The organism is Agromyces sp. NPDC004153 (assembly GCF_053603635.1).
Window position 1 is genome coordinate 1,918,872 of the sequence record NZ_JBSGFY010000001.1, and the last position, 15,156, is coordinate 1,934,027.

Below are 15,156 nucleotides of genomic sequence, written 5' to 3' on the forward strand. Positions count from 1 at the left end.
GACGGGACATGGACAGCGTCGCGAGTGAGTTCCGGGCGTCGCTGCCCTCGTGGCTGGTCGAGGAACTCCCGACCCTCGCCGCGAACGCCCCGCTCGAGACCGAAGCGGAGCGGATGGCGCTCGCCAACCGCCTCGCCGACCAGAACTGGCGGGCGGGCAACGGCGGCCCGTTCGCCGCGATCGTCGTCGACGCGGCATCCGGTGCCCTCGTCTCGGTCGGGGTCAACGTCGTGCTCGCCTCAGGCCTCAGCTCGCTCCACGCCGAGGTCATGGCGCTGAGCCTCGCGCAGCGGCGGCTCGGACGCTGGGATCTCGGGGCCGACGACGCCGACCTCGAGCTCGTCGTCAACTGGCGGCCGTGCGTCATGTGCTACGGCGCGACGATGTGGTCGGGCGTGCGGTCGCTGCTCATCGCCGGCGAGGGTTCGGAGGTCGACGAGCTCACGGGGTTCGACGAGGGGCCGATGCCCGACGACTGGATCGGGGAGTTCGAGCGGCGCGGCATCCGCGTCTCGGTCGGCGTCGGGCACGACGACGCGATCGAGGTGTTCCGCGCGTTCGGCGCCTCGGACGCCGTCGTCTACAACGCGCGCGGGGCCGGCGGCGTGTAGCCCTGCGGCCGCGCCTCGCGCTGCAGCCGGACGGAGCTCGGATGCCGATCGACAACGAGGTCTACGACCGGCTCGGGGCGGGCTGGTGGGACGAGGGCAACCCGCTCAACATGCTGCACGGGAGCTGCACGCCGGGGCGCATGGCGTACTTCCGCGACGTGCTCGGGCGGCGCGGGACGCCCAGTGGCCGAGCGCTCGACATCGGATGCGGCGCCGGCTTCATCACCGAGGAGCTGGCCGGTCTGGGCTTCACGGCGACGGGCATCGATCCGTCGTCGGTCGCCATCGAGGCGGCCCGCGTGCACGCGATGCAGGGCGGGCTGGCGATCGACTACGTCGTCGGCGCCGGCGAGGAGCTGCCGTTCCCGGATGCCGCATTCGACCTCGTCACCTGCTGCGACGTGCTCGAGCACGTGCGCGACCTCGATCGCGTGATCGCCGAGACCGCGCGCGTGCTCCGGCCCGGCGGGCTGTACCTGTTCGACACGATCAACCGCACGCGACGCAGCCGGCTGCTCGCGATCAAGGCGATGCAGGAGTGGCGCCTCACGCGCATCGTGGACACGTCCATCCACGAGTGGTCGATGTTCATCACGCCCGCCGAGCTCGAGGCGACGCTCGACCGGCACGGGCTGGAGCTCGGGGAGCTGGCGGGCCTGGCGCCCCGCGCGCCGTGGCCGACCATCGTCGGGGTGCTGCGCGCGGGGCGCCGGGGGCGGATCGGCTACGGGGAGCTCAGTCGGCGGCTCGACTTCGGTCGCGTCGAGTCGCTCGCCCTGTCGTATATGGGCTTCGCGGTCCGTCGCGGGTAGACGACGGAGCCGGGAGCCACTCGTCGAGTGCTCCCGGCTCCGGATCAGGGGTCCGCCCTCGGGCGGCGTCAGGCCTCGGGGTGCGGCCGGCCGTGGTGACCGCGGCCGTGGCCCTTGCCCGTGCCCTTCCGGTCATCGTGCACGTGCACGTGGACGTGCACGTCCTGGTGACCAGCGTGGCCGGAGTGACCGGCGTGGCCGGCGTGGCCCGGGTGGCCTCCGAACCCTGCGCGGGGGCCGAAGCCCGGGTGACCGAAGCCGCGCGCTTCGGGGTCGAAGCCGTGCGGAGCGCCGAAGCGACGGCCGAAGCCGTGGCGGTGGCCCCAGCCGTGCCGGCGTCCGCCGCGCGCCCCGCGGGGCATCGGCTGCGACTCGTCCCAGCCGAGCTCGCGGGCCACGGCCTCGAGTGTCCGCAGCGTGGTCGCGAAGTCCTCGGCGGGCACCGCTCCGGCGATGCGCTCGCGCAGGGTGCGCACCTGCTCCTCGAGGCGCGCGAGCGCTTCACGTCCGGCGTCGGTGAGCAGGGGCGGGGCGCCCTCGACCCAGCCGCGCTCCGCCAGGTGGTGCAGCGCGTGGGGCTTGGCACGGAGCCGCTCGGCGAGCCGCTCGTCCGTCGCCGTGCCGGCGAGCAGGTTGAGCAGCCGCCAGTCGCGGCGCGTGATGCCGTCGGCGGCGAAGAGCGTCTCCATCTCCTCGGCCAGGCGGCGGTCGACGAGCTTCAGCCAGAAGCCGAAGGGGCGGTCGCTGCCTGCGGATGCCGCGGTGGGCTCCTCCTCGGAGCGGTCGGGCTGATCGGGGTTGATCTGATCGGTGGTCATGGTGTTCCTTCCTCGGTGCGCCGCATGGGCGCCCGGCGCGCGATGCGCGTCCATTGCGATATTGCATGTCATGTGACATGTATATGTAGGATGACATGTATGAGCGCAGGTCGTCAAGGCGGACTCGGCGGATCCTCAGGTTCGGGCGGTTCGGGCGGTTCGGGCGGTTCGAGCGGCGCGAGTGGTCGCGGCGGCTCGAGCGGCGCGGGCCACGACGGACCTGGAGGCCGTGGCGCCGACGATCCGTCGACCGACCCGGTCGCCGCGATCGAGGCGGCGCTCGGCGCATTCCGTGGCCGCGGACCCGGCGGTCCGTGGGGGCCCGGCCCGTTCGGGCCCGGCGGCCCCGGATTCGGTCCCGGTCCGTTCGGACGCGGACCCGGCGGCTGGGGCGGCAGGCCCGGCGGCCACGAGGGCCACGACGGCCCGTTCGGATCGCACGCGCACCACGACCACGGCGGTCCGGTGCGGCACGGGGGACCCGGAGGCCGCGGCGGTCACGCGGCGATGCGACTGCTCATGGTGCTGTCGCACCGCGGGCCCAGCTCGGTGAGCGACCTCGCCGCCGCCGTCGGCGTCGACCAGCCCCGCGCGAGCCGGCTCGTGCAGGCCGCGGTCGACGCGGGGTACGTGCGGCGCGAGGTCGACCCGAACGACGCGCGTCGCAGCATCCTCGTGATCACCGATGCCGGACGCACCGCGCTCTCGACGGTGCTCGACCACCGCCGAGCGTCCATCGAGCGCGCCCTCGCCGACTTCTCCGACGAGGACCGTGCCGAGTTCGCCCGACTTCTCGCGCGCTTCGCGGAGGCCTGGGGTCGCACGCACGGCTGACGCCGCGGCATCCGTCGCCCTCGGTCAGCGCAGCGACAGCTCCACGGGCACGGGCTGCGCCTCGAACCCGGCCGCGCGCACGGCCGCCGCGTCGTGCCGCAGGCAGGCGACGGCGCGGCGCGGGTCGTCGCCGGCGACGTCGGGGATCGTGAGCCCGGGATCGACGGTCGCGCAGGCGTCGAACGCGAATGCGCACCGGTCGCGGAAGGGGCATCCGGCGCCGAGGCGCGCGAGGTCGGGCGGCGAGCCCGGGATGCCCGAGAGCTCGCGCCGCGGCCCGCGCAGCGGCGGGAACGAGTGCAGCAGCGCCGACGAGTACGGATGCCGCGGGCGGTGGTAGATGTCGAGCGCGGGCGCGTCCTCGACGATCTCGCCGGCGTACATGATCGCGATGCGGTCGGCGATCTCGATGAGCAGCGACACGTCGTGCGTGATGAAGACGACCGAGAAGCCGAGGCGCTCGCGCAGCTCCGCGATCTGCTCCACGATCTGCCGCTGCATGACCACGTCGAGGGCCGTGGTGGGCTCGTCCATGATGAGCACCTGCGGATCGAGCGCGAGCGCCATCGCGATCATGACGCGCTGGCGCATCCCGCCCGAGAGCTGGTGCGGGTACGACCGCAGCCGGTCGGGCGAGATGCCGACGAGCTCGAGCAGTTCAGCCGAGCGCTCCAGCGCCTCCTGCTGCGACACCTCGGGCCGGTGGGCGCGGATGCCGTCGGCGATCTGCCGCCCGATGCGGAAGACCGGGTTGAGCGAGTTCATCGCGCCCTGGAACACGATCGCGAGGTCCTGCCAGCGCGATGCCCGCAGTTGCGTGTCGTTGAGCCGCAGGATGTCGGTGGTCGTGCCGTCGCGGTCGGTGAAGAGCACCTCGCCGCCGGTGATGAGCCCGGGCGGCGGCAGCAGCCGCGTCGCCGCGTACGCGAGCGTCGACTTGCCGCAGCCCGATTCGCCCGCGAGTCCGAGCACCTCGCCGCGCCCGAGCGTGAGCGACACGTCGCGCAGCACGTGCACCGGGTCGGCGTCGTAGCCGTAGTCGACCGACAGGTTGCGGATCTCGAGCACCGGGTCCTTCACGGGCGCGAGGGCGCCGCCGTGTCCGGCGGGGGTGGTGAGCGTCATGCGCGGTCCTCCTTCGCGGATGCAGCGGCCGGCGCACGGTGCACGACCGGCGTGAACCCGATGCGGGGCCGGATGCCGCGCTTGCGCAGCGTGCGGGCATGCAGGCCCGTGGAGCGCAGGCGCGGGTTGACGAACTCGTCGATGCCGAAGTTGATGAGCGTGAGCGCCATGCCGAGCAGCGCGATGCAGAGCCCGGCGGGGATGAACCACCACCAGGCGCCGCGCTGCAGCGCAAGCTGGCTCTGCGCCCAGAACAGGATCGTGCCCCAGTTCCACTCGCCGCCCGAGCCGATGCCGATGAAGGCGAGCGTGATGAGCGACAGCACGGCGAACGTGACCGTGCCGACGAAGCCCGAGGCGATGATCGCCGTGAGGTTCGGCAGGATCTCGGCCATGACGATGCGCCACGTGCGCTCGCCGTTGGCCCTCGCCGCCTCGACGAAGTCGCGTTTGCGCAGCGAGAGCGTCTGCGCGCGCAGCACGCGGGCGCCCCACGCCCAGCCGGTCACGGCGATGACGACCGCCACCGTAAGCCCGCCGGCGCTCGGCAGCTGTCCGGCGATGATGATGATGAGCGGCAGCTGCGGGATCACGAGGAAGATGTTCGACAGCGCCGAGAGCGACTCGTCGCCGAGGCCGCCGATGAAGCCCGCGGTCACGCCGACCACGACGCCGATGAACGTCGCGAGGATGCCGGCGACGAAGCCCACGACCATGACGCCGCGCGTGCCCACGATGAGCTGCGAGAACACGTCCTGCCCGAGGTGGGTGGTGCCCACCCAGTGCTCCCACGACGGGGGCTGCAGGATGTCGTCGCTCTGCGCGCTCGGGTCGTAGGGCGCGATCCACGGGCCGATGATCGCGATGAGGGTGAAGAACCCGAGGATGACGAGCCCCGTGACGGCCTTCGAGTTGCGCAGGAACACGAACCGGCCGGGGCGTCGCCGACGGCGGGGCACCGACGGCATGACGCCGGTCACGGGTGCGCCCGACGGACCGGTGACCTGGTCCTCCTCGATGAGCGTGATGTCGACGGTCATGTCAGCCCTCCTGCCGGGTGCGGGGGTCGAGCGCGGCGTAGACGAAATCGGCGAGGATGTTCGCCACGAGCACGGCCAGCGTGATGACGAGGAAGCAGCCCTGCATGAGCGGGTAGTCCTTGGCGTTCACGGCGTTGAAGAGCATGAAGCCGATGCCCTGGTAGCTGAAGACCATCTCCATGATGAGCGTGCCGCCCACGATGAAGCCGAGCGACAGCGCGAAGCTCGACACCTGCGGCAGCACGGCGTTGCGCGCGGCGTAGCCGGTGCGGACGGCCCGCTCGGAGAGGCCCTTCGCCTGCGCGACCGTCACGTAGTCCTCGGACGACACCGTAACGACCATGTTGCGCATGCCCAGGATCCAGCCGGCGATCGACGAGATCACGATGGTGAGCGCCGGCAGCGTGCCGTAGTAGACGACCGAGCCGACGAACTCCCACGACCATCCCGGCACGAGCGACCGGTCGTAGCTGCCGCTCGCGGGGAACCAGCCGAGCGTGACCGAGAAGACGAAGATCGCGATGAGCGCGAGCCAGAAGTACGGCACCGCCGAGAAGAACGTGGAGATCGGCAGCAGCGAGTCGGCCCACGTGCCGCGGCGCCAGCCGATGCCGGTGCCGATGAGCGTGCCGATGAGGAAGCTGATGATCGTCGCGACGCCCACGAGGCCGACGGTCCACGGCAGCGCCTGGTTGATGAGGTCGCTCACCGGGGTCGGGAAGTAGGCGAACGAGGTGCCGAGATCGCCGCTCAGGAGGGTCTTCCAGTAGTCGAGGTACTGCTGCCAGAGCGGCACCTGCTCGTCGAGCCCGAACAGCGCGTAGAGCGAGTCCATCGCGTCGGTCGAGATGCGGCCCTGGTTCTTCGCGATGAGCGCCTTGACCGGGTCGCCGGGCATGAGCCGCGGGATGAAGAAGTTGATCGTGACGGCGGCCCAGAGGGTGATCACGTAGAAGACGAGACGACGGCCGATGAACCTCATGCGACGGGCTCCTCGACGGTCGGGCGCTCGCCGAAGGCCTCGAGCACCGAGCCGAGCTCGGGGCGGCCCTCGCGATCGGAGTACCCCCAGCAGGCGGCCTGCCGGCCCTCGCCGACCGACTCGAGCGGCGGCACCTCGGCGCGGCAGAGGTCGGTTGCGAACGGGCAGCGGGGGTTGAAGCGGCATCCGCTCGGTGGACGCACGAGGCTCGGCGCCTCGCCGCGGGCACCGTGGGCGCGCGCCTCGAGGTCGTCGGGATCGGGCGCCGAGCGAATGAGCAGCTGGGTGTACGGATGCTTCGGGTCCTGCGTGACCGACTCGCTGTCGCCGGTCTCGACGACGCGTCCGGCGTACATCACCATCGTGCGGTCCGCGAAGTACCGCGCCGACGCGATGTCGTGCGTGATGTAGAGGATCGCGATCCGCAGCCGGTCGCGGAGGTCCCTGAGGAGGTTGAGGATGCCGAGGCGGATCGACACGTCGAGCATCGAGATCGGCTCGTCGGCGAGCAGCACCTCGGGGTTCGCGGCGAGGGCGCGGGCGATCGCGACGCGCTGCCGCTGGCCGCCCGAGAGCTCGTGCGGGTACTTGTCGACGTAGCGCTCGGTCGGGCGCAGCTGCACGCGGTCGAGCAGCTCGTCGAGCGCGGCCTCGAGCTCGTGGCCGCGGAGCCGCCCGCGGTGGATGCGGAGGCTGCGCGTGAGCGTGTAGCGCACGGTGTGCACGGGGTTCAGCGACCCGAACGGGTCCTGGAAGATCATCTGCACGCGTCCGACGTAGCGGCGGAACGCGCGGCGCCCCTTCGCACGGGCGTCCTCGCCGTGCAGCAGGATCGTGCCCGACGTCGGGGGCATGAGCTGGGCGAGCAGGCGGGCGATGGTCGACTTGCCCGAGCCCGACTCGCCGACGAGGGCGACGACGCGGCCGCGGTGCAGCTCGAGGTCGACGTCGTCGACGGCGTGCACGACGTCCTTCGAGCGGATGCCGCGGACGGGGAAGTGCTTGCTGAGGCGCACGGCCTGCAGCACCGGGGATTCGGGTTCGTGGGCTTCGTTGCTCATCTCACTCACCAGGTTCGGGTCGGTTCGGATGCGGTGCGGCGGATCGGGGAGGGTCCGCCGCACCGCACATCCGCTACTCGGTGGGCTCGAGCTTCGAGAGGATGAGCGCCGCCTGCGGACCCGTGGGCTGCGGGTTCGCGTAGGGGTCGTCCTCCGAGGGGAAGCCCGTGTAGTTCACCGTGGAGTACTGCGCCACGGCGGGGCGGGACCAGATGACCAGGCCGGGCGCGTCGTTCACGAACGCGTCCTGGATCACCTGCATCGCCTCGGCGCGGGTCGCGTCATCCGATGCGCCCTTGAAGGCCGCGAGCGCCTGGGTGACCGCGTCGTTCTGGTAGCGGCCGAAGTTCCAGTTCGCGGTCTCGCCGAGCGGCACGTAGGACGCGCCGTCCATGATGTTCGAGTAGAGGTTCCACGGCGTCGAGCCGCCGTCCGTCCAGTGCAGGGTCGCCTGGAAGTTGCCGAACGGGATGATGTCGTTGAACCAGGTGTCCTGCACGGCCGGCTCGACGGTCGCGGTGGCGCCGAGCTCCTCGGCGCCGGCCTTGATGATGTCGAGCGCCGACAGGTAGTCGCTCCATCCCGCGGGGTTGGTGAGCGTGAACGTCACCGCCGTGCCGTCGGGGTCCACGAGCTTGTCCGACGAGTCCCACGTGTAGCCGGCGTCGGTGAGGAGCTGCTTCGCCCCGTCGACGTCGACCTCGAGCTCGGTGCCGTCGAACTCGGGCGCGATGTACGCGTCGCCCGAGGGCTGCGGCAGGCCCGTGACGTTCGAGATCTGCGGCCACACGCCGTAGCCCGCCTTCTCGGAGATCTCGGCCCGGTCCACGACGAGGTTCAGCGCCTGGCGGAACGCGGGGTCGTCGAACGGCTTCGTCTCGTTGTTGAGGTAGAGCACGTCGACGCCGAAGCCGCCGCCCGCCACCTGGTGGAAGTGCTCGGGGTCCTTGGCGATGAACGTGTTCTCGTAGTCGGGGATGAACGTCCAGCCCCACTGCGCCTCGCCGGTGGTGAGCGCCGTGGTGAGGCCGTTGTTGTCGTTGAACGTGTCGTAGCGCAGCGTGCCGACCTTCGGCTGGCCGCCCCAGTAGCCGGGGTTCGGCTTCATCGTGACCGACTGCGGCGTGAACTGGTCGAGCAGGTACGGCCCGGTGCCGATCATCTCGTCGTCGGTGAACTGCACCGGGTCGACGTCGGCCCAGATGTGCTCGGGCACGATGAGCAGCTTGTAGAGCTTGTCGCGGTTCACGTACTGCGAGGTCGTGAAGTCGACCGTGACCTGGTTGCCGTCGACCGAGATGTCGCCGTACTGGTCGGGGAAGTCGATGTTCAGCTCGGGCGTGTCCTTGCGCAGCTGGATCGAGAACGCGATGTCATCGGCGGTGAAGTCCTCGCCGTCCGACCACTTCACGCCGTCGCGCGCCGTGATGATCGCCTGCGTCGAGTCGTCGTTCCACTCGACCGACTCCGCGAGCCACGGGGTCGGCTCGTCGGTCGGGTGCAGCTCGTTGATCTGCATGAGCGACTCGTACACGACGTACGCGTAGCCCAGCGAGAGCGAGGCCGAGCCGGTGGCGAGCGGGTTCTGGTTCGGCGCCTGGGGGCCGTTCGGCATACCGATCGTCAGCACCTTGTTGCTCGAGTCACCGCCCCCGCCGCCGCCGGCACTGCACCCGGTGAACGCCAGGCCGGCGGCGACCACGATGGCGCCGGCGGCGAGGATGCTCTTTCGCATTTCCATGCCTCCTTGCATTTCTGTTGTTCGTGCGTATCGGTGATGCGTGTTGCATGGTGCTCAGCCGCGGATCGGGACGTCGATCTCGAGGCGGAGGTCTCGTGAGGACCGGCCGATGTGGGCGCGGTAGGGGCCCGGCCGGAGGGTGAAGCGCGCGGCATCCATCGACCAGGTCTCGAACGCGCGGCGGTCGATCGGCAGGTCGACGGTGGCGGTGCCGCCCGCGGCGACGTCGACGACCGCGAAGCCGGCGAGCCAGCGCAGCGGGCGGCCGGGGTCGGATGCCGCGTCGGCCGGGTCGGCGGCGAGGTAGAGCTGCACGACCTCGCGTCCGTCGCGGGCGCCGGTGTTCGCGATGGTGACGCGCACGACGGCGGCGGGGCGTGCGGCGGCGGCTGCGCCGACGTGCGCGTCGGTCGCGCCTGCCGCGACGGATGCCGCGTCGACGAGCTCGACCGACCGGTACTCCCACTCGGAGTACCCGAGCCCGTATCCGAACTCCCGGGCGGGCGTGCGGCCGAGCCGGTCCCAGCCGCGGTGGCCGACGTCGAGCCGCTCGGTGTACTCGATCACGCCGTCGACGGGGATCCCGTGCGGCACGGGCACGTCCTGCTCGCGGGCGGGGAGGGTCCACGGCAGGCGGCCGCTCGGCTCGATCGCGCCCGTGAGCACGGCGGCGAGCGACGTGCCGGCCTCCTGCCCGGGCAGCCACCACCACAGCACCGCGGGCACATCGTCGAGCCACGGCAGGATCACGGGTGCGCCCGCGTTCACGACCACGACGGTGCGCGGGTTGGCGGCGGCGACGCGGCGGACGAGCTCGTTCTGCCGGGCGGGCAGCGCGAGGTCGGGGCGGTCCCAGCCCTCGGACTCGGTCTCGGGGTTCGTACCCACGACGACGACCGCGAGATCGGATGCCGCGGCGGCCGCCACGGCCGCGTCGAGCTCCTCGTCGATCGTGAGGCCGGGCGCGCGGTAGCGGAAGTGCACGCGCACGAAGCGCCCGTACGACTCGCCGTCGACCACCTGCGCATCGACCTCGACGCGCGCGAGGCGCGGAGCGTCGGCCTCGACCACGGCCTCGACGCTCGGCGGGTTGGCGTAGCTGGAGTTCAGCACGACCTCGACGCCGACGGGCTCGTCCGACGAGCCCCGCAGGACGCCGTCGACCGTCACGCGGTGGGCGCCGACCGGCGCGAGCTCGATCACGTGCCGGCCGGCCGCGCGAAGCTCGACGTCGGTCGTGAGCCGAGCGGATGCCACGGCGTCGTCGTGGACGGGGAACCAGAGGCTCGCGGCATCCGGCACCTGCAGCGACTCGCGCACGGCGCCGTCGGCGTCGAGGAGGTCGATGCGGATGCCGTGCTCGCCGTCGGGCGTCGTGAGGAGCTCGCCCGGAGTGAGCGGAGCGCCGACGGTCGCGGCCCCGCCGCGGTGCAGGGCGACCTCGGCGTGGGGGAACGCGTCGCGCAGCGCATCGATCGGCGCGCTCACGTGCGGCGGGGTGACGAATGCGCTGCCGCCGCCCTGGGTGAACGGCTCGACCGCGTTGTGGCCGATGAGCGCGATGCGGCGCGGGCCGTCGGTGCCCGTCGCGACCGGCAGCAGGCCGCCCTCGTTGCGCAGCACGACGGTCGAGCGGGCCGCGGCCTCGATGAGGAGCGCCGTGACCTCGTCGGACGCCGGGTCCTCGGTGGCGCCGCTCGCGTCGTAGGGCATGATTTCGCCGGCGAGGCCGCTGAGCGCGCCGACCCGTTCGGCGAGGCGCAGGATGCGGGCGACCTTGTCGTCGATCGCCGACTCGGGCACGCGTCCGTCGCGCACTGCGTCGAGGAGTCCCTCGGCCCACGGGCCGCCGGGCCCGGGCATCACGAGGTCGAGCCCGCCGAGCGCCGGCTCGACGGCGGTCTTCGTGGCGAGCCAGTCGCTCACCACGATGCCGTCGAAGCCCCACTCGCCCTTGAGGATGCCGATGAGCAGCGGCCCGTGCGCGGTCGCGGTGGCGTCGACGCCGTTGCGGGCGAGGCCGTTGTAGGCGGCCATGATCGTCCAGACGCCGGCGTCGACCACGGCCTCGAACGGCGCGAGGTAGACCTCGCGCAGCGTGCGCTCGTCGATGCGGGAGAGGTACTCGGTGCGGTCGGTCTCGGTCTCGTTGCCGACGAAGTGCTTCACGCAGGCGGCGACGCCCTGTTCCTGGATCGCGCCCACGAACGCGACTGCGAGGCGCGCGGTGAGCAGCGGGTCCTCGGCCAGGCACTCGAAGTGCCGGCCGCCGACGGGGCTGCGCTGCAGGTTGACGACCGGCGCGAGGATCACGTCGACCGCCTTGCGCCGCGCCTCGGCCGCCATGAGCGCGCCGAGGCGGGCCTGCAGGTCGACGTCCCACGTGGCGGCGGTGGCGGACGGCGCCGGCAGCTGCGCCGAGGGCAGCCCGTCGTCGCCGGTGCCGCGCACGCCGATCGGGCCGTCGGAGACCGTCATGGTGCGCAGGCCGATCGCGGGGATCTCGCGGAGCGTCCAGGTCGCGGCGCCCGTGAGCAGGGCGACCTTCTCGTCGAGGCGGAGCGAGGCGGCGACCGCCGCGGCGTCGAAGCCCTGGCCCGGCGCGATCGTCTCGGTGCCGGAGACGGATCCGCTCTCGTCGAGGGCGCCGGTGGCGGTCGTTGGGGTCACGCCTATACTCCATTCACAGCTCGTCGTTGAGTGACGAAGGACATGCTGGCACACTTACTGACTTGTAAGTAAGTTTGGAAGTGTCACAGTTCGGTAACGGCGTGCCCGGGCCCGTTCCGGGGCCGCGTCACGAGTGCTGCACTCGACTCGCGAGCCTCGTCGGCGCCTCCGGCAGTGCAGCGGATGCCGCGGCGGCGAGCCGCACAGGAAGGGAAACACCGTGGTGGAGACAGCGCGAGACGAGACGCGCAGCCGGCCCGCCGCCGAGCGCGTGCAGCGCCCGCAGGCCCGCACGACCGAGCGTCGCGAGGCGGTGCTGAAGGCGGCGATGAACGTCTTCGGCGCGCGGGGGTACAACAAGGGCGCGCTCGTCGAGGTGGCCGAGCAGGCGGGCATGACCCACGCCGGCGTCCTGCATCACTTCGGCAGCAAGGAGGGCCTGCTCGTCGCGATGCTGAAGTACCGCGACGGCGAGGAGGTCGCGGGTGTCCCCGCACGGGCGCAGACCGAGGGGCCCGCGTTCCTGCAGCACCTCGTCGACACCGTCGAGGAGAACACGCACCGCCGCGGCGTCGTGCAGGCGTACTCCGTGCTCTCGGGCGAGTCGGTCACCGATGGGCATCCGGCCCACGACTACTTCCAGGGGCGGTTCCACGTGCTCCGGGCGAAGATCGCGGGCGTGCTCGGCGAGGTGTCGGGCAACACCGACCAGCAGGAGCTCGACGACGCGGCATCCGCCCTCATCGCGATCATGGACGGCCTGCAGGTGCAGTGGCTGCTCGAGCCCGAGGCGATCGACATGCCGCGCATCCTGAGCCGCACCATCGACGAGCTCGTCGATCGGCTCGAGCGCGGCTGAGGCACTCGACCCGCGGATGCCGCGCGCCTTCGCTGCGGCATCCGTGCCGCGCGCCTACGGCCCCGTCGGCGCTTCCGCCCGCTCGGGCACGCGCACGAACAGCATCATCACGAATCCGGCCGCGAGCACGATGATGATGCCGAGGATGCCCCAGTACGTCGCGCCCGCGACCCCGATGAACAGCGACCAGAGCAGCGGCGAGAGGAAGCTCGCCGCGCGGCCGGTCGTGGCGTAGAGGCCGAAGATCTCGCTCTCGCGACCGGCCGGCGTGACGCGGGCGAGGAACGACCGCGACGCCGCCTGCGCAGGTCCCACGAAGAGCGTGAGCACGAGCCCGAAGACCCAGAAGACGAGCTTGCCCGCGTCGTGCAGGAAGAACACGAGCAAGCCGGAGACCACGAGTCCACCGAGGGCGACGAGGATGACCGCCCGCGCGCCGAAGCGATCGTCGAACCGTCCGGCCAGGATCGTCGAGAGGCCGGCCAGGAGGTTCGCGGCGACGCCGAAGAGCAGGACTTCGTCCCTCGTGAAGTGGAAGGCGACCGCGGCGATGACCGCGCCGAAGGCGAACACGCCCGCGAGGCCGTCGCGGAACACGGCGCTCGCGAGCAGGAACCAGAACGTCGGCCGGGACTCGCGCCACAGCGCCCGGATGTCCCGCACGAGCACGACGTAGCCGCGGAAGAACCCGACCTTCTCCCGGTGCGCGGCGGGCGGCGCCTCGGGCACGTACGCGAAGATCGGCCACGCGAACAGGATCGCCCAGATCGCGCAGCCGACCGCGATGACGCGGTATGCGAGGCCGTTGTCGGTGGGCATGCCCCACCAGTCGAACGTCGTCGCGACGACGACGAGCACGAGCGCGATGATGCCGCCGATGTAGCCGAGGCCCCAGCCGAGGCCCGACACCTTGCCGACCGTCTTCGGCGTCGACACCTGCACGAGCATCGCGTTGTAGTTCACGCCCGCGATCTCGCTGAACACGGTGCCCGCCGCGATGAGCGCGATGCCGAGCACGAAGTACCCGGGCGACGCCTGCACGAAGAACAGCGCGAACATCGTGAGGATGAGCGCGATGGTGGCACCGCCGAGCCAGACCTTGCGGCGGCCCGAGACATCCGCCCGCTGGCCGAGCACGGGCGCGAGTACGGCGATCAGGATGCCGGCGATCGTGATGGCCCAGCCGAGGCCACTCGCGAGGTCGGCGAGGGCCTGCTCGCGCACCGGGTCGTTCTCGTCGAGCGCGGCGACCGACGGGTCGAGGAACGCACCGCTCGTGAGGTAGAGCGCCGTGAACACGAACGTGAGGATCACCGAGTTGAACGGCTGCGTCGCCCAGTCCCACAGCGCCCACGACCAGACCTGCTTGGCGGGGATCCGGTGGTCGCCCTGGAGCTCGAGTCCGGTCACTGGTTCGAGGTGATCGGTCGCGCCGGAGGACTCGGAGTACTGGGTCATGTGGGAGAGCCTCGCTCGTTCGGGTGAACGGCGGATGTCGCGGCGCTGAGCGCCGCCGCATCGGCCGGGGATCGTCGCTGATCCTGCTGCACTGTAACGCCGCCGATCCCCTGCGCGCGAGAGGGCGAAGCGACCCCCATGCCGAGGGACTCCTGAAAACAAGGACGGCGATCGGGCCTCGACGCACGTCCTTGTTTTCAGGAGTCGGGGGCGACCTCGCATCTGGCGCCCAGTCCAGCCGTCGGCGCCGTGCGCTAGAACCCGACCTCGCCCACGAGCTCGCCGAACAGCTCCTCGGCGTCGCACTCGAGCCGCTGCCGCGTGAACCAGTCGCACACGTTCACGCAGTCGCGGTGCAGCAGGTCGAAGCCCTGCGGGTTCGACACGAGGTCGACCACCTGGGGCAGGTCGATCGCCACGATCCGGCCGTGGTGCACGAGCAGGTTGTACGGCGAGAGGTCGCCGTGCGCGAGGCCGGCACGGGCGAGCAGCCGCATGAAGTCCGCCACCTGCTGGAACAGGTCGCGGAGGGTCGCGGCATCCGCCCGCTGCTGGGCGAGCCGGGGTGCGGCCACCTGGCCGTCGCCGATGAACTCCATGAGCACCTCGGTCTCGTGCACCTGCACCGGGTACGGCACGGATGCCCCGAGCTCGGTGAGCCGGGTCAGGGCGTCGAACTCGGCGTAGGCCCACTGCACGCGCGCCACGGCGCGACCGAACGAGGTGCCCTTCGCCACGGCGCGGACGTCGCGCGTGCGGCGGAGGCCGCGTCCCTCGGTGTAGATCGCCGAGCGGTGGAAGTCCGAGTGCTCGCTCGTGCGGTACCGTTTGGCGGCGAGCAGCACCCGGTTGCCCGGCACGTCGGTCGGGGCATCCGGGATGGCCCGCTCGATGAGGTGGAGGTTCGCCTCCTTGCCGGTCTTCACGACGCCGAGCTCGGTGTCGATCGCCGCCGCGGAGGTGACGAGCCAGTCGGGGCGCGGCTCGGGGCCGCGCTCGGATGGGATGGTCGCCGGCCACGTGGACCAGCGCTGGCCCTCGCCGGGCTCTGCGGCCTGGAATGCGAGGGCGGTCGGCGCGCCGGACGGCGCGGCGGAATCTTCCAAGGACGAGAGGAAGTTCACGGTGGTGTCTCCGAGATCATG

General features: G+C 71.8%; 13 protein-coding genes. 4 read left to right on the top strand and 9 right to left on the bottom strand.

From position 1 onward, the window contains the following. Positions 1-8 precede the first annotated feature (8 nt). Positions 9-611 carry a nucleoside deaminase gene (locus ACWEOH_RS08950; RefSeq protein ID WP_452030138.1) on the top strand — a complete coding sequence of 201 codons (603 nt, stop codon included), beginning with the start codon at positions 9-11 and terminating at the stop codon, positions 609-611. 41 nt (positions 612-652) lie between these two features. After that, positions 653-1,423 carry a bifunctional 2-polyprenyl-6-hydroxyphenol methylase/3-demethylubiquinol 3-O-methyltransferase UbiG gene (ubiG, locus tag ACWEOH_RS08955; RefSeq protein WP_452030140.1) on the top strand — a complete coding sequence of 257 codons (771 nt, stop codon included), beginning with the start codon at positions 653-655 and terminating at the stop codon, positions 1,421-1,423. A gap of 68 nt (positions 1,424-1,491) precedes the next feature. On the opposite strand, the gene ACWEOH_RS08960 is transcribed toward ubiG, so the two are convergent. Next, positions 1,492-2,241, bottom strand: coding sequence for a MarR family winged helix-turn-helix transcriptional regulator (locus tag ACWEOH_RS08960; RefSeq protein WP_452030141.1), 750 nt, complete (start codon positions 2,239-2,241; stop codon positions 1,492-1,494). A gap of 99 nt (positions 2,242-2,340) precedes the next feature. On the opposite strand from ACWEOH_RS08960, the gene ACWEOH_RS08965 reads away from it, so the two are divergent. Then, positions 2,341-3,075, top strand: coding sequence for a MarR family winged helix-turn-helix transcriptional regulator (locus tag ACWEOH_RS08965; protein ID WP_452030143.1), 735 nt, complete (start codon positions 2,341-2,343; stop codon positions 3,073-3,075). A gap of 24 nt (positions 3,076-3,099) precedes the next feature. Here the strand turns inward: ACWEOH_RS08965 and ACWEOH_RS08970 are convergent, their stop codons facing one another. The 6 genes from ACWEOH_RS08970 to ACWEOH_RS08995 all read right to left on the bottom strand — a co-directional run bounded on the left by ACWEOH_RS08970 (position 3,100) and on the right by ACWEOH_RS08995 (position 11,694). Beyond that, complete coding sequence (locus tag ACWEOH_RS08970; RefSeq protein WP_452030145.1) at positions 3,100-4,200, bottom strand: ABC transporter ATP-binding protein; 1,101 nt, start codon at positions 4,198-4,200, stop codon at positions 3,100-3,102. Continuing rightward, the gene (locus tag ACWEOH_RS08975) at positions 4,197-5,240 is read right to left on the bottom strand and encodes an ABC transporter permease (protein ID WP_452030147.1); all 1,044 of its coding nucleotides are present in this window, start codon (positions 5,238-5,240) and stop codon (positions 4,197-4,199) included. Before ACWEOH_RS08975 ends, ACWEOH_RS08970 begins: the two co-directional genes overlap by 4 nt. A 1-nt stretch (position 5,241) precedes the next feature. Next, complete coding sequence (locus ACWEOH_RS08980; protein ID WP_452030149.1) at positions 5,242-6,222, bottom strand: ABC transporter permease; 981 nt, start codon at positions 6,220-6,222, stop codon at positions 5,242-5,244. Then, entirely contained in the window at positions 6,219-7,283 is a 1,065-nt protein-coding gene (locus tag ACWEOH_RS08985) for an ABC transporter ATP-binding protein (RefSeq protein WP_452030151.1), read from the bottom strand. Before ACWEOH_RS08985 ends, ACWEOH_RS08980 begins: the two co-directional genes overlap by 4 nt. Before the next feature lie 73 nt (positions 7,284-7,356). Then, positions 7,357-9,018, bottom strand: coding sequence for an ABC transporter substrate-binding protein (locus ACWEOH_RS08990; protein ID WP_452030153.1), 1,662 nt, complete (start codon positions 9,016-9,018; stop codon positions 7,357-7,359). 60 nt (positions 9,019-9,078) lie between these two features. Further along, complete coding sequence (locus tag ACWEOH_RS08995) at positions 9,079-11,694, bottom strand: beta-glucosidase (RefSeq protein ID WP_452030155.1); 2,616 nt, start codon at positions 11,692-11,694, stop codon at positions 9,079-9,081. Between the two features lie 220 nt (positions 11,695-11,914). Between ACWEOH_RS08995 and ACWEOH_RS09000 the strand changes: the two genes are divergently transcribed. Beyond that, positions 11,915-12,553 carry a TetR/AcrR family transcriptional regulator gene (locus tag ACWEOH_RS09000; protein WP_452030157.1) on the top strand — a complete coding sequence of 213 codons (639 nt, stop codon included), beginning with the start codon at positions 11,915-11,917 and terminating at the stop codon, positions 12,551-12,553. Between the two features lie 54 nt (positions 12,554-12,607). Here ACWEOH_RS09000 and ACWEOH_RS09005 read toward each other — a convergent pair whose 3' ends face one another. Further along, positions 12,608-14,011, bottom strand: a complete 1,404-nt coding sequence (locus ACWEOH_RS09005) for an MFS transporter (protein ID WP_452030159.1) — start codon at positions 14,009-14,011, stop codon at positions 12,608-12,610. A 254-nt stretch (positions 14,012-14,265) separates the two neighbouring features. After that, positions 14,266-15,135 (bottom strand): serine protein kinase RIO, encoded by an 870-nt coding sequence (locus tag ACWEOH_RS09010; RefSeq protein WP_452030161.1) that lies wholly within the window; start codon positions 15,133-15,135, stop codon positions 14,266-14,268. Positions 15,136-15,156: the final 21 nt, after the last annotated feature.